The sequence below is a fragment of the Actinomadura sp. NPDC023710 genome (assembly GCF_040639875.1).
GTDB lineage: Bacteria > Actinomycetota > Actinomycetes > Streptosporangiales > Streptosporangiaceae > Spirillospora > Spirillospora citrea.
The window spans coordinates 14,604-36,463 of record NZ_JBFAGB010000060.1 but is presented as its reverse complement, the minus strand read 5'-3'; the positions used below and the strand labels follow the sequence as shown (position 1 = coordinate 36,463).

Below are 21,860 nucleotides of genomic sequence, written 5' to 3'. Positions count from 1 at the left end.
GGCCGGCGTGGTGCTGGCGCTGCTGTTCCTCCAGGTGTTCGCCTTCAGCCTCGCCTGGATCTGGGCCCTGGTCGGGGTGGCGGTGCGCCAGGCGGCGTCGGCGCAGATGCTCATCATCACGCTGGACTCGGTCCTGCTGTTCGGCAGCAACATCATCGCGCCGCGCGAGACCATGCCGTCGTGGCTGCAGACCGTCATCGGGGTCAACCCGATCACGCACGCGGCGACGGCCGTGCGCGGGCTGATGCAGGGCACCGAGACCGCGGGCCAGATGGGCCGGGCGTTCCTGGCCTGCGCGATCCTCGTCGCGGTCTTCGCGCCGCTCACGGCGTTCGCGTACTCGCGGCGCGGCCGCGGGTAGCGGCGAACGGGCCGCCGCGCCCCTCCCGAGGGGGAGAGGCAGGCTGTGCTACTTTAATTTGAAGTAGCATCGGTGGAGCGGTGGCGCGACCGCACCCGGTCCGGACGGAGGGTCATGCCTGGCCAGCACACATCGGGTTCCGCGCCCGTCCCAGAGGAGCCGGGCGGTCCCCGGTACGTCGCCGACTACCTGGAACGTCTCGGCGTCGGCGACCCGGGCGAGCCGTCGCTCTCCGGACTCTTCGCCCTGCACCGGGCCCATGTGGAGCGGGTGCCGTACGAGGTGCTGGAGATCCAGTTGGGACGGCCGACCACCGCGGACCCGCGTTACGCGGCCGGTCAGGTGCTGAAGGGGCGCGGCGGGTACTGCGTGCAGCTCAACGGCGCGTTCTCCACTCTGCTGACGGCGCTCGGATACGACGTCACGTGGCACCGGGCCGGCGTTCACGCCGGCCGGAAGCTGCCGCCGGTCGGGCCGGCCGAACCGGCCCCGCACCTGGTGCTCACCGTGAGCGTCGAGGGCGGGGCCTGGATGGTGGACGTCGGCCTCGGCGACGGGCTGCACGAGCCGCTGCCGCTGCGTGCCGGGGCGTACCGCCAAGGACCCTTCACCTTCCATCTCGGCCCCTCGCGGTTCGGGTCCGGCGGCTGGCGCTTCGAGCACGACGACGGCGGCGCGATCGCCGGGCTCGACTTCTCGATGGAGCCGGCCGGTCCGGCGGACTTCGCCGAGTGGCACCCCTACCTGGCGACCGATCCCGAATCGCGCCTGGTGCGGACCGTCGCGGTGATGCGGCGCGACGCGACGAGCGTCGACAGCCTGACGGGATGCATGCTGCGGCACGTCGACGACTCCGGCAGGACGACCAGGGAGCTCGGTACCTTCACGGAGTGGTACGGCGCGCTCGCCGAGGTCTTCGATCTCCCGCTGGCGGACGTGGGCCCGCAGGAGCGGACCGCGCTGTGGACGAAGGTCCGGGGCGCCCACGACGCCTGGCTCGAAGCGAGGGCCCGGCGGTCCGCGGCCCGGACCTGAGGACGACGCCCGGGCTGAGGAGAATGCCCGGGCCCGGGTGCACCGGCCGGGCTAGGCCGGAACCTCGACCCGCGTGTCGTCACCGACGACCAGCCGGGGCCGGGCCGAGGCGCTCACGCTGGCGTTGCGGCCGATGATCGAGTCGTGCAGCCCGGCGAAACCGGAGATGGACGCGTTGTCGAGGACGATGGAGCCGGTCACGCCGGTGCGCCGCAGGACGCAGCCCCGGCCGATCGACGTGCGGGGACCGATGTGGCTGTCCTCGATGACCGAGCCCGCACCGACGATCACGGGGCCCTGGATGCGGGAGCGCACGATCCGCGCTCCGGCCTCGACCACGACCGCGCCGTCGATCTCGCAGTGCGCGTCGACGTCACCGGCGATGCAGGGCTGCAGCGTTTCCAGGAGGCGGCGGTTGCAGTCCAGGACGTCCTCCGCGCGGCCGGTGTCCTTCCAGTAGCCGGCGTACTCGCTGGCCCGCACGTCCGCGCCCCGGGCCAGCAGCCACTGGACGGCGTCCGTGATCTCAAGCTCCCCGCGCGCGCTCGGCTCGATCGAGGCCACCGCCTCATGGATGGCCGGGGTGAAGAAGTACACCCCGATCAGTCCGAGATCGCTCCGGGGGTCCTCCGGCTTCTCCACCAGGCGCTCGACCCGGCCTGCGACGTCCAGCTCCACCACCCCGAAGGCGCGCGGGTCCGCCACCTTGTGCACCAGCACCTGGGCGTCGGGGCGCTGCGCGGCGAAGTCCAGGGCGACGTCCGCGACTCCGTGGGGCAGCATGTTGTCGCCCAGGTACATCACGAAGTCGTCGTCGGCCAGGAAGGAGCGAGCCAAGATCACGCAGTGCGCGAGACCGAGCGGCCTGTCCTGGTGGATGTAGGTCACCCGCGCGCCGAACCGGGAACCGTCGCCCGCGAAATCGATGATCTCCTGGGCCCGGTCGCCGACGATGATGCCGATCTCCGTGACACCGAGGGCGCGGATGTTGAGAAGGACGTACTCCAGAACCGGCTTGTTGGCGATCGGCATCATCTGCTTGGCCATGGAGTGGCTGAAAGGACGCAGCCGCATTCCCGATCCACCCGACAGCACCAGAGCTTTCATCGGTTGCTTCCTCGCAGGCGCATAGAAGGAGCGTCGGCCTCCTGCCAAGAGGACAGGAGCCCGGCGGAGATGGTTTCGGCCATGGTGGGCGCCGCCGCGTCCCCGTCGGACAGCAGCGGCGGCTCCGTGATCCCCCAGGGAAGCGCGAGGTCGGGATCCAGCGGGTTGATGGAGATCTGGGCGTCAGGCGTGTAGGTGCTGGACAGGGCGTAGCAGATGCAGGTGTCGTCGGTGAGCGCCAGAAAGGCGTGGCCGGCGCCTTCGGGGATGTAGACGCTTCGGCCCGACCCGGCGTACAGCTCGTTGACCGCGTGGTGCCCGAAGGCCGGGGAACCGACCCGCAGATCGACCACGATGTCGCGCACCGCGCCGCTGACGCAGGTGACGTACTTGGCCTGACCGGGCGGGACGGTCACGCTGCGGATGCCGCGGAGCGTGTTGCGCCGCGACGTCGAACAGTTGATCTGACGCGGTACGAAAGGGCGCCCCAGCGTGACGTCGAGGACGTCGGCGCGCATGACCTCGAAGAAGTCGCCCCGCCGGTCGGAGTTGTGGTCGGAGGTGAAGACGTAGGCCCCGGGAACGGCCGTCTCACTGACGTGCATGCCGCGCCGATCGTGACAGTCGCATCGCGGGGCCGCCTTCAGCCCCGGTCGGCGCGGTACGTCGCACGGAGGCTGGTCGAGGGGGCCAGCCAGGCCATGTCGGCGACGTTGGCGCGCGCGTGGGTCCAGTTCGCCACCAGCCGCCAGCCGCGGTCCTGCATGTAGGCCGCGACGGCCTGCCGGGTCGCCCCGCAGTGGTAACGGGCCTCCGCGCTGCCCTCGATCACGGCCAGGTCCAGCCGGTCCAGGTCCGCGCCCGCCAGCACGTCCAGTTCCGCGCCCTGGGCGTCCACCACGAGCACGTTGCAGCCGTGCTGGACCTCGCGCACCGGAACGACCTCGGTGGTGTCCAGCCTGGTCACCGTCATCGGCGGCAGCGGCGCGAGCAGGCTGGCCTGCTGGTCGTACTCCGTGACGTGCAGGGTGGCCGTTCCGCGCTCCCGCCCCGCCGCTGCCAGGACGACCTCCTGGGAGGGCCGGCCCCCCTCCGGCTCCGGCCGGCCGGACAGGTGGCGCCCGAGCTCGCGGGCGAGCGCCGCGGAGTGGTCGCGGTTGGGCTCCACCATGACGAGCCGCCGGAAACCGCACCGGACGAGAGCCGGCACTTCCTGTCCGATATGTGCCCCGACCTGCACCACTCCCACCGGTGCCACGCCGAGCCGGTCCATCAGCCCCGGGAGCTGCCGCTCCCATCGGACGTACACCGGGGCGGCGGACCGATCGATCTCTGTCAGGGCGTGGCCCTGCGAGGCGGGGGAGGACCCGTGGGACATCGACGTACCTCCAGAGAAGACGGACACCACCGCGGTGTTAACTTTAGAAGCATATAGTACAGTGAGGTGGCACGGCGGGCCCGGGGAGCTCCTCCCCAGGATCGCGTCCGCGGCGGGCGGCACCGACGAGTCCGCCGGCGGAACGCGGGACGGACCGGGACGCCGTCGGTTGAGGAGTCATACATGGCCTTGCGTGATGTACGTGTCCTGCTTCTGTATCCGCCGAACCAGACCGCCCCGGGGACGGTGTGCAAGCCGAACGGATCGCTCGCGTATCCCAACCTCGGCGGCGCCCTGCGCGACCACGGCGTCGACGTGCGGGTGTTCGACGCGTGCGTCGGCGACGACTCCGACTCGCTCGACGCGATCTTCGACAAGCCCGGCCAGCTGCCGAGCGGCCTCCTCCGGACGGGCGTCAGCGACGAGCGGATCCTGGAAGAGGCGGCGGCGTACGACATCGTCGGGATCACCTCGATCTTCACGGACCAGGAGACGATGGTCCTGCACTGCGCGCGACTCCTCCGGGCGGCCTTCCCGGAGAAGGTCCTCGTCTCCGGCGGGGTCAACGCGCGGTCGCGGCTGCCGCAGTTCTTCCGGGCCGGTTTCGACGTCGTCTGCCTCTCCGAGGCCGAGGGCACGATCACGAAGATCGCCGACGAGGTGCGCAGGTCGGCCCGTCCGGACTTCGCGGCGATCAGCGGCGTCGCGTTCCTGGACTCCGGTGAGATCCGCGTCAACCCCGCGCGCCCGGACGACGTGGTGTGGGATCTGGACACCCTGCCCATGCCGGCCTGGGATCTGCTGCCGAACGAGCGGTACTGGACCCTCGCCCGGCCGCACTCGGGCGTGTGGGAGTCCGGTACGGAGCTGCGCTACGCGGACATGATGACCTCGCTCGGCTGCCCCTTCCACTGCGCCTACTGCCATATAGCGGGAGAGCAGGAGGGGAGCATGAGCGGCCCCATCGGGCGCTACCGCGCCAAGTCGGACGATCGCGTGCTGCGGGAACTGGACGTCCTGAAAGGGCTGGGCGTGGAGCACGTGATGATCGAGGACGACTCCCTCCTCGGGAACAAGAAGCGCGCCCTGCGGCTGCTGCGGAAGATCCAGGGCGCCGGAGTCAACATCTGCGATCTGAACGGCATCAACATCATCCACCTGCTCAAGCGGTGGAAACCCGATCACGAGGTGCTGGAGGCCCTGGCCGAGGCCGGTTTCACCCAGCTCAACCTGCCGTTCGAGTCGGGCAATCTCCGGATCCTGCGCAAGTACGCGAGCAACAAGCTGAACATCGAGATGGCCGACATCGAATCGCTGATCGTGGCACTGAAGGACTACGGGTTCAAGATCTTCGGTAACTACATGATGGGTTACCCGGACGAGACCCTGGAGGAGATCCAGACCACGATAAACCTGGCCCGCGACCATGTGTCCTTCGGTCTCGACGCCGCGAACTTCTTCATCGTGGTCCCGCTCCCGGGGACGCCGCTGTTCGACACGGCGATCTCGGAGGGGCATCTCCGGAGCGACTTCGACCCGGACACGATGAACATCTACCGGGCGAACATGTCCGGAACGCTTGTGCCGTCGCATGTCCTCGAGGAGTTGCGCAGCCGCGCGTGGGAGGAGGTCAACTCCTCGACATGGAAGAACGCGAAGAAGGCCTGGGCCGCGACGGAGAGCTGACGGCCCTCGCGCGGTGCCGGGCCGGCGACGGTCCAGGAAGGGCCGGGCCATCGCGGCGGAGGCGCCGGCCCGCACGGCCGAGGTTCCGCGATGCGCGGCCAACTGGGTATACACTTCTAAAGTGAACCTGGGAGGCGGTACGGGTACGTGAATCAGCGTCGGAACTACGGACAGTACTGCGGCCTCGCCGGCGCGCTGGACATCGTCGGTGAGCGCTGGACGCTGCTCATCATCCGGGAACTGCTCACCGGACCCTGCCGCTACAACGAGCTTCTGGCCAACCTGCCCGGTCTGGGGACCAACCTGCTGGCGGACCGGTTGAAGTTCCTCACCGAGGTCGGAATCATTCGGCAGCGGCCCCGCGAAGGTTCGAAAGTCCGGGTGTACGAACTCACGGAGCAGGGCGAGGGCCTGCGCGAGGCGGTGCTCGTGCTCGCGCGCTGGGGGCTCGGCGTGCTCACGGAGCCCAAGGCCGAGTACATCGTGCGTCCCCGGTGGGCGGTGCTCGCGGTGGAGGCGATGGCGGCCCCGACCGTGGAAGGCCCCGACGAGCAGTACGAGTTCCGCATCGACGACGACGTGTTCCACATCACGGTCCACGAGGGCAAGGTGTCGGTCGCCCATGGGAAGGCGACCGTCGAACCGGCGCTCGTCGTCCACACGGACGCGGTGACCTTCGTCGACATCGGTGCCGGGCGCCTGGACCCGCTGGAGGCGACGCTCACGAGGCGCATCGTCATGGAGGGCGACGAGGACGCGATCATCCGCTGCTCGCGCCTGCTCGGCCTGGTGGCCTGAGAGAGCACTCCCGCCCGGGGAGTATCAGCGGCCGGCTTCCGGCCTTCAAAGGCAGATCTCGATAGCCGCATGCCCCGTGCCGGTAATACCGCATGCGTCCGGGGACGCGCTCCCCGGTGCCGCGTTCTGCGGCGGATCTTCCGTCGCCGCGCCGCCGACCGCGCCGGAGTTGGCAGTCTTATCTTGACGCCGTCGCGACGATAGCTTTTACTGGCGGCGAGCGCCTCTATTTCCATGACGACATGACGAGACGTTACACCTCGGCGCAGAGTAATGAGCCCACTACGTGATCGCCATCGACATGAAACCATCAGCCCACTCTGATCGCCGATAAGACGGAAAGCGAAGAGCGGTCGCAGCCGTCATCGGGAAGGTGCCATCAGTGGAGCATGTGCGCATGACCAGGCCGGCGCGTCCGAACCTCAGCGCGGGTGGCCTGACATCATATGGCTTCGCCATCGAAGCCGCGATCGGTCGACGCCCCATGCGCTACCTGATCGGCCGCCGTTTCTCCGACCACTCGGCGGTGACCACCCTATTCGTTCTGCACCCGCAGATCCTTGCCGGAAGTCATGTGTGGATAACCGAGAACTCCGCTCGCGGTGAATGCGAAGTGGAAACGCATATACCCACGATGAGGAATTCGGTTCGCCTGGTCGAGCGCTACCTGTTCGACTGCCTTCCACTGACCGACATCGGATATCTGGATCTCATGGCCTGGCGCTATCCGGGGTTGGGCGCCACTCCCGAGGACGTCGAGGTCGACATGTCCTGGAGCCGGTGGCCCGCGGCCGAGCCGCGGTGCTATCTGGGACCGGTCACCACGCCCGGCCTCACCGTCACCGAGGCGATCGACCACGAGACCGGCCTGGTCGTCGCGCGTGCCGTCGAGCGTCTCCGGACACCGTTCCGCCGCTGGGAGGTCGTGGAGATGGGCCGTCCGGACGTGGGCGGGTTGCCCGAGCGGGTCAGGGCCTCCCGCACGAGGACAGGCGGCTGGACGGACTTCCGCCGTGTCGGGGAACCGGTCCCCGTCCCGCAGGAGGCCTTCGACGCCGGGCCCGCACGACTCCGGGAGGCGCTTGAGCGCGGGCTCTCCGGAACGGCGGCCTGATGGTGGATCGTGCCAGTGCCCGCTCCCTGGCGGCGCGGACGGTCCGGATAGGCGCGTGCGGCGGAGCGGCCGCGGTCCGCATGGCGGCCATCGCCGCGACCTCGTCCGGGGGCACTCGCGGAACGCGGCTGGCCGCCGAGCTCGCGCGTCTCATGGAACGGCTGGGCGGGGCGTTCGTGAAAACCGGGCAGATTCTCGGAACCCGCGTGGACCTCGTGGGGGAGACGCTCGCGACCGCGCTCGGCAGGCTGCATGACGACGTGGAGCCGATGACCCCCGAGGAGGCGCTGCGGACCATGCGCGCCGGGCTCGGCCTGACGCCACCCGAGTTCGTGCGGGCGGTCGGGGGGCCGTCGGTGGCCGGCGGCTCGATCGCCTGCGTGTACCGCGCGGAGCGCGGGGGCCGGGCGCTCGCGGTGAAGGTGCGCCGCCCCGGCGCGGGTGCCGCGATCGCGGCGGACATGGCCGTCCTGCGGGCCGCCGCCGGTGCCGCCGCACGGCTCCCGGCCTTCCGGCGGGTGCCGTTCATGGAGATCGTCGACCAGGTCGGCGACTGCCTCATGGCCCAGCTCGACTTCGGCGCGGAGGCGGCGAACCTGCGGCGGCTGCACGACGATCTCGCCGGGATACCGGGCGTCGTCGTCCCGAGGCCCGTCCCCGAACTGAGCGGGGACGGGGTCATCGCGATGGAGTTCATCGAGGGTCTCGATCGCGGCGTGATCGAGGACCTCCCCGCGCGGGTCCGCGAGGCGCAGATCACCTCGCTGGTGCACGCCGTCTACCGGATGCTGTTCATCGAGGGTTTCCTCCACCTCGACCTGCACCAGGGGAACACCTATTTCAAGCCCGACGGCACCGTCGTGGTCCTGGACGCCGGTCTGGTCTTCCGCATGAGCCCCAGGGCGCGGGAGAGGTTCACCGGCTTCTTCGCCGGCATGATCCGAGGAGACGGGGAGGTGTGCGCCGACATTCTGCTGTCAACGGTGCGGCGCACGGACCCGGAAACGGATATTGCGGCCTTTCGCGCTGAGATATCCGACCTTGTCCTGCGAAATGTCGGTATGGTGGCCCGAGACTTCGATCTCCCCGCGTTCTGCCTGGATCTCTTCGATCTGCAGCGGAAACATCGCCTCTACGCCGAGCCGGAGTTCATATTCCCCATGCTCTGCCTGCTCACGTTGCAGGGTGTGGTCAAGCGCCATCACCCGATGATGGACTTCCAGTTGGAGGCCGCGCCTTTCGTGATGCACGGCCTTCTCGTCACGAGCGGCGCGACCGGCTGAGGTGCCGTCCCGGCAGGAGCGCCAGAGGTGACCGTGCCGGGTGCAGGGCCGAGGCCCATCGGAGTCGTGCGGGACCCTCAGGACCGGCTGTGAATGGTAACCCCTGGCGGTGTGATCTCCGCGACTTTATGCGGGCGGCTTTGCCGGTCATGGAATAAGCGGCGGGGTGCGGTTTCGGTGATGGTGTGCATTCTCAGCCGGTGAGGCCGGCCGGTGGATGGCGCCAGGCGGCCGAGCAGGGGATTTCGCGGTCTCGTCCCGAGGCGGTCGGCCTCCCGCCATCGCGGGCCAGCACGACGCCGGCGCCGCCTGCCGGGGCAGGTCCGCGCCCCGATCGCCGGCGTGAGGGCCTTGCCGTCGGCGCCGGCCGCGCAGGAGCCGGGCCCGGACCGCACGAGTTTCCCGGAGACGTCGCGCATGGGCGCGATGAGCGAGATCACGCAGAGCCCAACGCCATTGAGCTGATCTTTTGTGGTGGGACAACTTCATAGCGTGGCTTTGCGCTGTTCGGGCCGACGCGAACCGTCCGCGCGGCTTCCCGAGCCCGCCTGTCCGAGACTACTAAGAGCATGTCTCATGTGGCCCGATGACGGATGCGGCATGATCGGTGTTCGTGTTGTCGGACCTTGCGATCCGGTTGGTGCCGGATGAGCTGTGGGAGATCGTCGGCCCTCTGATCCCGGAGTTCGCGCCGCGGCGGCAGGGCGGTGGGACGGCGCCGGTGAACGATCGGATGGTGTTCACCGCGATCGTGTACGTGCTGACCAGCGGGTGCGCCTGGCGGCATCTGCCGGCCGAGTTCGGCGTGAGCGTGCCCACCGCGCATCGGCGCTTCACCGCGTGGACCAGGGCGGGGCTGTGGCCGCGCCTGCACCGCGCCGCGCTGGAGGAGCCGGGGGCGCGCGGGCAGCTCGACTGGGCGTCGGCGATCGTGGAGGCCGCCGCCGCCCGTGCGAAACGGGCGGCGAACTGACCGGTGCCCGGACGGGGCCGGGCGGGCGAGGCCCTGGAAACGGGACCTCCGAATCCGTCGTCGATCCGAGCCGGCCGCCCCGCTCGCGCGTCGTGCCGCCGTCGCCGGTCATAAGAATCTCACCCTTCCACGTGAGACACGCTTGAAAGGTCAATGTTCCTGGTGCATCTCGGTGAGATCACCTTGGCAAGGCGTTAATAACCGATTCGCCCTATTGACAACCTGGTGAAATAGTTTGACGATGACCATCATTGCTGCTCACCCCGACGGCTGGAGACGATCGGAGGTGGGCGGGCGACGGGCGTTAGGCGTGATCGAAGGGGGGCGGCCGACGGTGGTGGGCGACCGGAGGGGGCCGAAATTAAGTCTGCCAGGGAATTCGCGTGCGCCACGTCCAAGGGGATCCGCAGAAGCCGTGGTCGAAAAATTCATCTCCAGCCTCTGACCTCATTCGGCAACACGCAGCGCATCGCGACTGTTCGGGAGGATATTCGTGTCCGGCTCCGGAAATGGGCAACGTTACACATCGCCTCATCGGTCCCCGATTGAAGAGGCAAATCGGGTCTCCGCGGCCAGAATGGTGCTCGACCAATCGGCGAGGCCGCGGCGAAGCGGTTTGGAGTTGCCCCCCCGACTTCCCTTCGAGACGTGGCAGCGAATCGGACGCCAGATATCCCTTATCTCGGACTGCTCGCGCTGGTGGCTCGGCGACTGGCTCATCTACGGAGAGCGGCATTACCCGAACCGGTATCGGATGGCCATAGAGGCCACGTCGCTCGACTACCAGACTCTCAAGAACTACGCTTGGATCGCGCGCCGCATCCCGAGGTCCCGCCGGCGGGACCAGCTCAGTCTCCAGCACCACGCGGAGGTTGCCGCGCTCCCGCCATCCGACCAGGAGCACTGGCTGCAGCAGGCGGCAGAACTGGGATGGACGAGACGAGAGCTCAGAAAGCGCCTGCGAGAAATCCGCAACGGTGACGACAGCAAGAAGCCGGATGAGGCCACTGTCCGCATCGACGTGATCGCTGAGCGCCAACTCCGCTGGCAGGAGGCCGCCGAAGCGATGGAGCTCAGCCTGGCGGAATGGATCGTGGTCATTCTCGACCAGGCCGCGGGACAGGTCGGCGGAGCCGTTGGAAGCAACGACGAAGAGGCGTGACTTTTCGCCGAGTCGAGTGTATGTGTAGAAGGGCGTAAGGCCACTCAGCGCGCTGCGCGGAAGTTCATGGGGCGCCAGTCGGGTCATCTTTCGGCCGCGATTACCCCATAGACCGTTCTGACCGATGGCCATGGCGGTCGTCGCCAGCACGGCAAGAAACTCTTTGGCCGAACGCCGCCGGTCAATATTGCCACTGTGGGGTTGGAATGGCCGCTGTAGGGAATCTGCTGACGCCGCCGTTGCGCGGCTTCCTCGAAATCGATCCCAAGACCCTCGACGTCGAGCGCCTGGGTTTTCCGCCGGGTGATCCGCAGGCTCGTGCCCGGCTGGCGGACGTGGTGCAGAGCTTCGCCACCGGATTCAACACCTCCCTCGGTGCGGATCCGGCGAGCCTGGATTTCCAGGCGCTGCCGCACGATCTACGTGGATTCGCCTTCGAAGGCGCGGCCATGGGCGTCGCCCTGGCGGACCTGGGCACGTTTTCGGGCGGCCGCAGAGTACGCGCGCTGGCCGAAGGGCCCGGCGCACGGTACATCCACCTGATTCATGTCGGGGTCGGGTGGGCGTACGCGCGCACGCATGTGCATCCGTGGACGGGCATTCGCTTTGGGCGACCACTGCTGCGTTGGCTTGTGTGGGACGGCTGGGGGTTCCATCAGGCTTTCTTCAAGTCCAGACGGGTGTTGGTCCGGCACTGGGTCGAGCGGCCGGCGCGGGGAAATATGCGGACAATCCGGGACCAGGGTGTCGGCCGGGCGCTGTGGTTTTACGCCGGCGGCGATCCGGTCGAGGTGGCCGAGACGATCGGGGCCTTTCCGGCCGCCCGTCGGTCCGACGTCTGGGCGGGCATCGGCCTGGCCGCCGCGTACACCGGCGCCCTCACCCCGGAGCGGCTGGGCGAGCTGCTGGACCGGGCCGCGGGCTTCGAGGAGCACATCGCCCAGGGCGCCGCGTTCGCGGCGAAGGCCCACGTGGAGTCGCAGGAGGTGCCGGAGCGGTCGGCGGCCGCGATCGAGACGCTGACCGGAGCCGCCCCCGCGGTCGCCGCGGCGTGGACGGACGAGGCGGCGGTGACCGCCGAGCGCTGCGGCAGCGGTCCGGAGGGCTACGAGGTGTGGCGCGCGAGGGTGCGTCAGGCGTGGCGGAAGCACAACGAGGGGTGAGGGCATGACCAGAAGGATTCGGGTGTGGCTGGCCCCGATCTGCGCGGCGCTGCTCATCGTGGCGGGCTGGTACAACGCCCGGCTTCCATCGGTGGCGCGGGCGGAGAACGAACGCCTGGCGAGCCGGTTCGCGTTCCAGCAGCAGCCGCTGAACGGCACGGCCTCGCCGCGCGACATACGCACGGTCGCCCCGGCCTACAAGGGGATCGACCACTGGATCTCGTCGGTCGGCGCCGCGGTGGCGCTCGCCGACATCGACGGCAGCGGCCGTGCGGACGAGGTCTGCCTGGTCGATCCGCGCGACGACAGCGTCATGCTGCGCCCCGTACCGGGCACCGGGTCACGTCTCCCGGCGACGAGCCTGGCTCCGCACGGCCTGCCCTACGACAGGACGATGGCGCCGATGGGGTGCGTGCCCGGCGACTTCAACGAGGACGGCCGCATGGACGTCCTCGTCTACTACTGGGGCCGATCGCCGGTGCTGTTCCTGCGCACTCCGGCGGCGCTCGGCAAGAACGAGGCCTTCGCCCCACAGGAACTGATGCGCCCGTACCAGGTGTGGAACACCAACGCGGTGTCGCTTGCCGATCTGGACGGTGACGGCCACACCGACATCGTGGTCGGAAACTACTTCCCGGACCGCGCGCGGGTCCTCGATCCGACGGCGCGCCAGAGCGAGCTGCAGATGCAGGGCTCGATGTCCGCGGGAATCAACGGAGGCGTCAACCGGGTCCTGCGGTTCCGGTCCGCGGAGGGCGGCTCCCGTCCCTCGGCGGTCTACGGCGAGGAGCGCCGGCTCTTCTCCGAGGATGTCGCCAAGGGCTGGACACTGGCGATCGGGGCGCAGGACCTCAACGGCGACGGCCTGCCGGAGCTCTACTTCGCCAACGATTTCGGCCCCGACCGACTGCTCGCCAACGAGTCCAGGCCAGGGAGGCTCAAGCTCCGCCTCCTCAAGGGCGTGCGCCACCTCACCACGCCGAAGTCGATGCAGCTGGGCAGGGACTCCTTCAAGGGCATGGGCGTGGGGTTCACCGACATCAACGTCGACGGCGTGCCCGACATCGTGGTCAGCAACATCACCCAGGAGTACGGGCTCCTGGAGAGCAACTTCGCCTGGGTGAGCACCCGCAAGAAGGTCGTGGGGACGGACGGGCGCGCGTACTACGACGACCACAGCGAGCGGCTGGGGCTGTCCCGGTCGGGCTGGGGCTGGGACATCAAGGCCGGTGACTTCGCGGGCGAGGGGCGCGACCAGATCGTCCAGGCCACCGGATTCGTCGAGGGGAAGGACAACCGCTGGGCCCAGCTGCAGGAGCTGGCGATGTCCAACGACGAGGTCCTGGCGCACCCGCGCCTGTGGCCGAATGTGCAGAAGAAGGACGACATTTCCGGCGACAATCCCAACAGGTTCTTCGTACGCGGCTCGGACGGCCGGTACCACGATGTCGCCGGCCGGCTCGGCGTCGCGGACCGCCAGGCGTCGCGGGGCATCGCGCTCGCCGACGTGGACCACGACGGGCGGCTCGACTTCGCCGTCGCGAACCAGTGGGGTCAATCGCACTTCTACCGCAACGTCCGCAGTGCGCAGCGGCCCTATCTCGGGCTGAGGCTCCTCAGCCCGCCGGGATGCGGGACGCGGCAGGGCGGTTCCGCCGCGACGCCACCGGCCGGCTCCGCCGGAGTACCGGCGATCGGCGCGCAGGTCGTCCTGGACTCCGGAGCCAAGGGCCAGCGGACGGGCCAGGTCTATCCGGCCAACGGCCATGCCGGCGTGTCCTCGCCGGAACTGCTGTTCGCGCTGGACGGGGCCGCGGCGCCGGTCCCCGTCACGATCACCTGGCGCGACTCCTGCGGCACCCGGCACACCGGCAAGGTCCAGGCGACTCCGGGCTGGCACAGCATGCTGCTCGGGCCCGACGGTTCGATCAGGGAGATGGCCTCGTGAACTCGGCGAACGTGGAATCCACGACCGACCCGGCGTCCGCCGCCCCGAGCGGACCCGCCAAGGATCCGCGGATCATCGCGCTGCGCCGGTTCGCGATATCGATCACGGTCTTCAACATCCTCGGGCACACGGTCCTCGGGTTCGAGCCGTCGTGGGCGACCCCGCTCGCCGCGATGGCCGTGGCGTACGTGATGGAACTGGGGCTGGAGACCCTGGACGCCTGGGCGACGCGACGGCCGGTGAAGTACGCGGGCGGGCCGGTCGCCTTCATGAACTTCCTGATGCCCGCCCACATCACCGCGCTGGCCTGCGCGATGCTCCTCTACGCCAACGCGCGGCTGGGCCCGGTCATCTTCGCGGTCATCGTGGCCGTCGCCTCGAAGTATCTGATCAGGGTCCGGATCAAGGGACGGCCGCGGCACGTGCTGAACCCCTCCAACTTCGGCATCGCGGTCGTCCTGGTGCTGTTCCCCTGGGTGGGGATCGCGCCTCCGTACCAGTTCACCGAGTGGGTCGGCGGACCGCTCGACGTGGCGATCCCGGCGCTCATCCTCGCGGCCGGGACGATGCTGAACGCCAAGCTCACCAGGAAGATGCCCCTGATCCTCGGCTGGATCGGCGTGTTCGCGCTCCAGGCGCTGGTCCGGACCCCCATCGAGGGCACGGCGACGCTCAGCGCGCTGCTGGCGATGACCGGCGTGGCGTTCGTCCTGTTCACCAACTACATGATCACCGACCCGGGGACGACACCGGTGCGGCCGCGCAACCAGTTCTTCTTCGGCGCGTCGACCGCCCTCGTGTACGCGTTCCTGGTCCACATCCACGTGGTCTACGGCCTGTTCTTCGCGCTCGTCATCGTGTGCGTGCTGCGCGGCGCCGCCCTGGCGGTCATGGGGGCGCGGCAGCGCGCCACCGCGCAGCCGGCGTCGCTGACCGAGCCCAAGACCGCGCCGCGGCCGGCGCCCGCCCGCGGAGGCGTGCTGGCGACCGGCGAGGAGGCGAAGTGACCGTCGAGAACGACGCGATCGCCGTCGTCGGCCTCGGCTGCCGCCACCCCGACGCCTCCACGCCGGAGCAGTTGTGGGAGACGGTGCTGGCGCGGCGGCGCGCCTTCCGGCCGCTCCCGCGTCAGCGCCTCGACCTCGGCGACTACGGCGACCCGGCCGGCGGTCCCGACACGACCGATCTGCGGTACGCGGCCGTCCTCGACGGCTGGACCTTCGACCGCTCGCGCTACCGGGTGCCCGGACCGGCGTACCGCGTGACCGACCTCGCGCACTGGCTCGCCCTGGACGTCGCCGGCGACACGCTGACCGCCGCCGGCTTCCCCGGGGGACGCGGGCTGGACCGACGGCGCGCCGGCGTGATCCTCGGGAACACCCTGACGGGCGAGTTCAGCCGCGCCGCGCTCATGCGGTTGCGCTGGCCCTACGTCCGCAGGAACCTGGTGTCCGCTCTCGCCGCGCGCGGCTGGGAGACCGCGGAACTGGACGGCCTGCTGCGGGAGGTCGAGGAGTCCTACAAGGAGCCCTTCGCCGAGCCCAACGACGAGAGCCTCGTCGGCGGGCTGGCCAACGCCATCGCCGGCCGGGTGTGCAACCACTTCGACTTCCGCGGCGCGGGCTACACGGTCGACGGCGCCTGCTCGTCGTCCCTGCTCGCCGTCATCACGGCCTGCACCTACCTGCGCGACGGCGACCTCGACTTCGCGCTCGCGGGCGGTGTCGACCTCAGCCTCGACCCGTTCGAGCTGGTCGGGTTCTCCCGGCTCGGTGCGCTGGCCGACTCGGCGATGCGGGTGTACGACGCCCGGCCCACCGGCTTCCTGCCCGGCGAGGGCTGCTCGATGGTCGCCCTGATGCGCGCCGGGGACGCCGTCGCCGCCGGGCAGCGGCCGATCGCCCTGATCAGGGGCTGGGGGATGTCCTCGGACGGGAACGGCGGGCTGACCCGGCCGGACGTCTCCGGGCAGCGGCTCGCTCTGGAGCGTGCCTACGCGCGCGCGGGCTTCGGACCGGAGACCGTGGCGCTGTTCGAGGGCCACGGCACCGGCACCGAGGTCGGCGACCGCACCGAGCTGCACGCCCTCTCCGAGATCCATGACGGACGGCGGAGGCCCCGACCGGCGGCGCTCGGATCCATCAAGGCCAACATCGGGCACACGAAGGCGGCCGCCGGCGCCGCCGGGCTGATCAAAGCGGCGCTGGCGCTGCAGCGTCAGGTCATCCCGCCGACCACCGGCTGCGATGAGCCCCACCCGCTCCTGCGCGACCCCGGCGCGCCGCTGCGCATCGTCCGCGAGGCCGAGCCCTGGCCGGACGCTCCCCTCCGGGCCGCTGTCAGCGCGATGGGATTCGGCGGCATCAACACCCACGTCGTCCTGGAGGCCGCGAGCGTCCGCCGCACCACGGCGCGGTTGGCGGCGCGGGACCGCCGGGCGGCGCGGGAGCCGCTCGACTGCGAGGTCTTCGCCCTCTCCGCCGACACGGTCGCCGACCTCGCCGCCGTCCTGGAGCGCGTGGCGGTGCGGGCGAGGACGATGTCGCTCGCCGAGCACGCCGATCTGGCCGCCGGCCTCGGGGAGCGCGCGCACGGTGACGCGCCGGTGCGGGCGGCCGTCGTCGCCCGCGACCCCGCCGAGCTCTCCGCGCGCGCGGAACGGGCCGGCGAGCTCCTCGCCGGGCTCGGCGAACAGGGGTTCGCCGCCCGGCCCGGCATCTACGTCGGCCGCGGCGTTCCGGGCAGGGTCGGGCTGCTGTTCCCCGGGCAGGGCGCCCCCGTACGGGAGCGCGCCGGGGCCCTCGGCGTGGTCCTCCCCGAGGCGGGGGAGTACTTCGAGGACGGGCTCGCGGCGGACCCGATCGACACCGCCGTCGCCCAGCCCGCCGTGTTCCGCGCCTCCACCGCGGTGCTGCGCTGGCTCGACCGGCTCGGGGTCACGGCGGACGCGGCGGTCGGGCACAGCCTCGGCGAGATCACCGCCCTGCACTGGGCCGGCGCGCTGAGCCGCCAGGACGCCCTGCACCTGGTGACCAGGCGCGGCCGCATCATGGCCGACACCTCCCAGGCGGGAACGGGGATGGCCTCCCTCGCCGCGCCGGCCGGCACGGTCACCGAACTGATCGACGACGCCGATCTGGTGATCGCCGCTGACAACGGCGCCGTCCAGGTCGTCGCCGGCCCCCTCACCGAGGTCGACCGCGTCGTGAAGAGGGCCCGCGCGAAGGGGATCACCGCCGGCAGGCTGAGGGTCAGCCACGCCTTCCACTCCCCGGCGGTCGCCGCCGCCGAGCCGGTGCTCGCGCGGCACCTCGCCGACCTGGCGGTGGTGGCCCTTCCCGGTCGCGTGTACTCCACGGTCACGGGCCGGGAGCTGACGGCCGCCGATGACATCCGCGCGCTGCTCGCCCGGCAGCTCACCGCGCCCGTGCGGTTCCGCCAGGCGCTGGAGCTCCTCGCCGCCGACTGCGACCTGCTCGTCGAGGCCGGCCCCGGCCACACCCTCACGGCGATGGCCCAGTCGATCACGGACGTGCCGGTCCGCACGCTGGACGCGGGCGCCGGGTCGGCCGCCGCGCTCGGCGACGCCACCGCCGCGCTGTTCGCCGTCGGCGCCGTCTCCGACCTCACGGCGCTCTTCGCCGAACGCTTCCACCGCCCGTTCGACCTCTGGCGGGAGCCGGAGTTCCTCGCCAACCCCTGCGAGAGCGCCCCGACCGACGGCCTCGACCGTCGGTTCGGCCGTTCCGCGGCGGTCGCCGCGGGACCGGTCGCCGCCGATACCGCGGCGCCCGCGGCGGAGACACCGCCCGGAGCGGACTCCGACGTGCCCTCCGTGGTGCGCGGCCTCATCGCCGACGCCCTGGAGCTTCCCCCCGATGTGATCGGCGACGGGGACCGGCTCCTCGGCGACCTCCATCTCAACTCCCTGCGCGTCGTCCAGCTCGCCGCCGAGGCCGCCGAACGGACCCGGCGGGCGGTACCGGCCGCCCCGCCGCTCTTCGCGGAGGCCACGGTCGGCTCGTTCGTCCAGGCGATCGAGGAACTGCCCGCCGCGGAAGGCGAGGCCGGTTCGCAGGGGCCGCCGGAGGGGGTCCGCGACTGGCATCGCGTACTGGTCGAATACGCCCGTCCGGTCGAGCTGGACGCCGAACCGGGGTCCCGCGCCTGGCACGTCTTCGGGGACGGCAGGTTGCGCGCGCTCGTCGAGCCCCGCCTGACCGCCCTCACCGAGGGGGACGCGCGAGCCGACTCCTCCGGGGACCCTCGCCCGGCGGTCGTCGCGTTCCTCCCCGAGAACCCGGACGACCGCGCGATCGACGCGCTGCTCGAAGCCGCCCACCTCGCGGTGGACACCGGCGCGCCCTTCACCGTCGTGGACTCGGGGGACACGGCGTCGGGCTTCGTGGGCACGATCGCCGCCGAGTACCCCTCCCTGCCGGTCCGCTGGGTCCGGGCTCTGGCGGCCGCCCCCGCGGACGCGGTCGGCGCGCTGCTCACGGCCTCGTGGGAGGGCCATGCCGAGATCGTCGTGGACGATGAGGGCCGCACCCGCGCCCCCGCGTACCGGGCGGCCGGCTCCGGCGCTCCGGCCGGGCTGGTTCCGGACGCGGCCGGACCCCCGCTGTCCGCCGGGGAAGTGCTCGTGGTGACCGGAGGCGGGAAGGGCATCGGCTTCACGAGCGCGTACTTCCTGGCGCGGCGCTGGGGGGTGCGGCTGGGGCTGATCGGACGCAGCGGGGCGGACGCCGACGCCGAGCTGCGCGCCAACCTCTCCCGGCTGGGGGAGGTCGGCATCGACTTCTGCTACCAGGCCGCGGACGTCACCGATCCGGAGTCGCTCCACCACGGCGTCGCCGCGATCGTCGACCGGCTCGGACCGGTCAGAGGAGTGATCCACGCCAGTGGCCTGAACCGTCCGGCGCGGTTCAGCGAGATCGGCGCCGCCTACGCCGAGCACGCGGCGCCCAAGCACCACGGGCTGCGTGCGCTGCTGGACGCCGTCGACGCGGAGGGGCTGCGGCTGCTCCTCACCTTCGGGTCCGTGATCGGCCGCTTCGGCCTTGCCGGGGAGGCGCACTATGCCCTGGCCAACGGCCGCATGCGGGAGCTGGTCCGGACCCTCGCCCGGGATCTGCCGGGCTGCCGGGTCGCCAACCTCGACTGGACGGTCTGGTCGGGAGTCGGCATGGGCGAGCGCCTCAAGGTGCTCGATGACCTCGCCCGCGCCGGCGTGGCGCCGGTGCCCCCCGGCCGGGGGACCGAGCTGCTCGCGCAGGCGGCCGAGGCGCGGCCGCCGTCGCATTCCATGGTGATCAGCGGGCGGCTGCCGCAGCTCGGCCAGGCCGGGGAGGCGGCCCTGGACGGGCACCGCTTCCTGCGGCGGGTGCGCGCGTGGACCCCGGGCGTCGAACTGGTGGCCGAGGCCGAGCTGAGCCTGCCGGGCGACCCCTACCTCGACGACCACCGCATCGACGGTGTGGCCGTGCTGCCCGCGGTGTGCGTGCTCGAAGCGATGGCCCAGGCGGCGGCCGCGCTGACCGGCCGGCCCGTGGCGGGGGTGGTGGATTCCCGCTTCGACCGCCCCGTGGTCGTCCCCGAGCACGGGACCCGTACCGTCCGGGTATGTGCGCTCGCCCGCGAGGACGGGGACGTGGACGTCGCGGTCCGCAGTGACGAGACGGGCTTCGCCGTCGATCACTTCACCGGGACCGTCACCCCGGCGGACGCGGAGCCACCGGAGAACCCGGCCGGGACGGCGCGGGTACCGGCCCACACCGGTGACGACATGTACGGGCCGCTGTTCTTCCACGGCCGGCGCTTCCGCAGACTCCGCCGCTACGCTCACCTTGAGGCCACCGCGTGCACGGCCGTGCTGGACGGCGACCGGCCCTGGCGGTTCGGGGAAGGCCTTCCGGCGGACCTCCTGTTCGGTGACCCCGCCCGCAACGACGCCTCGATCCACGTCCTCCAGGGATGCGTCCCCCATCGGCGCCTGCTGCCGGTCGGGTGCGCGCGGTTCGCCGTCCACCAGGGCGGGGCCGAAGGGGGTGAGCTGACGCTCGCCGCCGTCGAACGCGAGCACTCCGGCGCCGACTACACCTACGACGTGGTCGTGCGCGACGGCTCCGGCCGGCCGGTCGTGAGCTGGACCGGGCTTCGCCTTCGCGACGTCGGCCCGCTGCCGGTCACGACCCTGCACCCGGTGCTCGTCGGGCCCTACCTGCAGCGCACCCTCACCGCCCTGCTCCCGAAGCGCGACGTCCGGCTGGTCGTCGAGGCAGCCGGGCCGGGCCACGACCTCAACGCCGGTCGCCGAGCGAACGGCCGACCCTGGGACGTCCTGGTGGAAGGGGAGCCGGTCGCCTGCGCGCGGACCTCCGATCCCGCGCCGGAGCCCCCCACGCACTGGACCGGTCTCGCCGACCGGCTCGGCCGCCTCGTCGGTGAGCCGGAACGGCACATCCGGACACGCCTGCATACGGTCGGCGCATGCCTGTCCGGGCCGCCGGGCCCGCCCGGACTCGCCGTCCAAGGGGTCTACGAGAACGGATGGGTGGTCCTCCAGGCCGGGGGAGCGGACATCGTCTCCGTGGTCCTTTCCGTCGAGGGCGAAGCCGGGCCGATGGCGATGGCGATCCCCGTCAAGGGGGCATCGTGAGGGCGTACTTCGAATACCGGCACCTCGTGACCTTCGCCGACACCAATCTCGTGGGGAACGTCTACTTCACGAACTACCTGTCCTGGCAGGGCGCCTGCCGGGAGAGGTTTCTCGCGGAGAAGGCACCGAAGACCGTGGCGCGCCTGAACGACGACCTCGCGCTCGTCACCTCGTCGTGCTCGTGCGAGTTCTTCTCCGAGCTCTATGCGCTCGACACCGTCTCGGTGCGGATGTCCCTCGTCGCTATCGATTTCCACCAGATCACCATGGGTTTCGAGTACTACCGGACCACCGACGGGCCGGCCCGGCTCGTGGCGCGCGGCGAGCAGACCGTCTCCTGCACGCTGCGGGTGGAGGAGGGCGGCCTGACGCCCGTCGAAGTCCCCGACGAACTCCGGACGGCCCTCGACGCCTACGCGCCCGACCCGCACGGAGCCCGCCGGCCGCGATCGGAGACACCGCCGCGATGAGGTTCTTCGAATCCGGCGCGGTCCCGGAGGCCCGCGCGCCGGTCATCGGCATCGTCGGCTGCGGACGGATGGGCACGGCGCTCGCCGAGACCTTCGCGGCGCAGCGACGGCCGTTACTGCTGGCCAGCAGGGGCGGCGGCTCCGCGAGCGGCCTCGCCGAACGGCTGCCGGGCGCCCGCGCCGGCAGCCTGGAACGGGTGGCCCGCGAGGCCGACATCGTGGCCCTGGCCAGCCCCCTCGCCGCCATCCACGCCGAGATCGCTCCGCGCATCCGCGCCCACGTGGTCGGCAAGCCGGTCATCGACATGTCCAACCCGGGCGGTCACGACCTCCTCGGCCACGGCTCCGCCGCCGAGTTGATCGCCTGCCTGCTTCCCGGCGGCGCCGTGGTCAAGGCGTTCAACTGCCTCTCCGCGCGGCAGCTCGCCGGCGTCGCGCACAACGGCGTCACGCTGACGGTCCCCATCGCCGGAGACCATCCCCGCGCGAAAGAGGCGGTCCGGTCGATCGCCGAGTCTGCCGGACTCGACGTCGCCGACGCGGGCGACCTCCCCGGCAGCCGCTGGATCGAAGCCCTGGCCCAACTGCTCATGCGTCTCGAAAAGCAGCCCGGGCTCGGCGACGCCGTGGGCTTCCGGCTGCTTCGCCTCACCGCGTGCGAGGCGGCCTGGACCAGGCCGTGACCCCACGCCGGCGGATCGGGATCCGGCGCCGGCTCCGT

17 protein-coding genes are annotated in these 21,860 nt (G+C 71.1%); 14 read left to right on the top strand and 3 right to left on the bottom strand.

Annotation, left to right across the window (positions count from 1 at the left end):
* On the top strand, positions 1-361 hold a 361-nt coding region (locus AB0H37_RS41310), incomplete at its 5' end, for an ABC transporter permease (RefSeq protein WP_360618094.1).
* 114 nt (positions 362-475) lie between these two features.
* A complete protein-coding gene (locus AB0H37_RS41305; RefSeq protein WP_360618092.1) occupies positions 476-1,396 on the top strand; it encodes an arylamine N-acetyltransferase in 921 nt (306 codons plus the stop codon).
* Between the two features lie 51 nt (positions 1,397-1,447).
* Here AB0H37_RS41305 and AB0H37_RS41300 read toward each other — a convergent pair whose 3' ends face one another.
* The 3 genes from AB0H37_RS41300 to AB0H37_RS41290 are packed head-to-tail and all read right to left on the bottom strand — an operon-like array spanning position 1,448 to position 3,881.
* Positions 1,448-2,503, bottom strand: a complete 1,056-nt coding sequence (locus AB0H37_RS41300; RefSeq protein WP_329091263.1) for a glucose-1-phosphate thymidylyltransferase — start codon at positions 2,501-2,503, stop codon at positions 1,448-1,450.
* A complete protein-coding gene (locus AB0H37_RS41295; protein ID WP_329091261.1) occupies positions 2,500-3,108 on the bottom strand; it encodes a dTDP-4-dehydrorhamnose 3,5-epimerase family protein in 609 nt (202 codons plus the stop codon). Before AB0H37_RS41295 ends, AB0H37_RS41300 begins: the two co-directional genes overlap by 4 nt.
* 38 nt (positions 3,109-3,146) lie before the next feature.
* Positions 3,147-3,881, bottom strand: a complete 735-nt coding sequence (locus AB0H37_RS41290; protein WP_329091259.1) for an FkbM family methyltransferase — start codon at positions 3,879-3,881, stop codon at positions 3,147-3,149.
* 183 nt (positions 3,882-4,064) lie between these two features.
* Here AB0H37_RS41290 and AB0H37_RS41285 point away from each other — a divergent pair, with 183 nt between their 5' ends.
* The 12 genes from AB0H37_RS41285 (at position 4,065) to AB0H37_RS41230 (ending at position 21,822) form a co-directional block, all read left to right on the top strand.
* Positions 4,065-5,567, top strand: a complete 1,503-nt coding sequence (locus AB0H37_RS41285; RefSeq protein WP_360618089.1) for a radical SAM protein — start codon at positions 4,065-4,067, stop codon at positions 5,565-5,567.
* A gap of 147 nt (positions 5,568-5,714) precedes the next feature.
* A complete protein-coding gene (locus AB0H37_RS41280; protein ID WP_179834677.1) occupies positions 5,715-6,365 on the top strand; it encodes a winged helix-turn-helix transcriptional regulator in 651 nt (216 codons plus the stop codon).
* A 382-nt stretch (positions 6,366-6,747) separates the two neighbouring features.
* Positions 6,748-7,479 (top strand): hypothetical protein, encoded by a 732-nt coding sequence (locus AB0H37_RS41275; protein WP_360618088.1) that lies wholly within the window; start codon positions 6,748-6,750, stop codon positions 7,477-7,479.
* Entirely contained in the window at positions 7,479-8,762 is a 1,284-nt protein-coding gene (locus AB0H37_RS41270) for an AarF/UbiB family protein (protein ID WP_360618086.1), read from the top strand. The genes AB0H37_RS41275 and AB0H37_RS41270 overlap by 1 nt, the downstream gene beginning before the upstream one ends.
* Positions 8,763-9,402: 640 nt before the next feature.
* Complete coding sequence (locus AB0H37_RS41265; RefSeq protein ID WP_179834680.1) at positions 9,403-9,735, top strand: transposase; 333 nt, start codon at positions 9,403-9,405, stop codon at positions 9,733-9,735.
* A gap of 577 nt (positions 9,736-10,312) precedes the next feature.
* Positions 10,313-10,897: an LmbU family transcriptional regulator gene (locus AB0H37_RS41260; RefSeq protein WP_179834681.1), complete on the top strand. Its 585-nt coding sequence runs from the start codon at positions 10,313-10,315 to the stop codon at positions 10,895-10,897.
* Between the two features lie 206 nt (positions 10,898-11,103).
* Positions 11,104-12,060 (top strand): DUF1702 family protein, encoded by a 957-nt coding sequence (locus AB0H37_RS41255; protein WP_329091248.1) that lies wholly within the window; start codon positions 11,104-11,106, stop codon positions 12,058-12,060.
* A 4-nt stretch (positions 12,061-12,064) separates the two neighbouring features.
* The gene (locus tag AB0H37_RS41250; RefSeq protein ID WP_360618084.1) at positions 12,065-14,008 is read left to right on the top strand and encodes a VCBS repeat-containing protein; all 1,944 of its coding nucleotides are present in this window, start codon (positions 12,065-12,067) and stop codon (positions 14,006-14,008) included.
* Entirely contained in the window at positions 14,005-15,015 is a 1,011-nt protein-coding gene (locus AB0H37_RS41245; protein ID WP_360618082.1) for an enediyne biosynthesis protein UnbU, read from the top strand. Before AB0H37_RS41250 ends, AB0H37_RS41245 begins: the two co-directional genes overlap by 4 nt.
* Complete coding sequence (locus tag AB0H37_RS41240; protein ID WP_360618081.1) at positions 15,012-20,669, top strand: SDR family NAD(P)-dependent oxidoreductase; 5,658 nt, start codon at positions 15,012-15,014, stop codon at positions 20,667-20,669. The genes AB0H37_RS41245 and AB0H37_RS41240 overlap by 4 nt, the downstream gene beginning before the upstream one ends.
* Entirely contained in the window at positions 20,666-21,139 is a 474-nt protein-coding gene (locus AB0H37_RS41235; RefSeq protein WP_329091239.1) for an acyl-CoA thioesterase, read from the top strand. Before AB0H37_RS41240 ends, AB0H37_RS41235 begins: the two co-directional genes overlap by 4 nt.
* Positions 21,136-21,822, top strand: a complete 687-nt coding sequence (locus AB0H37_RS41230) for an NAD(P)-binding domain-containing protein (protein WP_360618079.1) — start codon at positions 21,136-21,138, stop codon at positions 21,820-21,822. The genes AB0H37_RS41235 and AB0H37_RS41230 overlap by 4 nt, the downstream gene beginning before the upstream one ends.
* Positions 21,823-21,860: the final 38 nt, after the last annotated feature.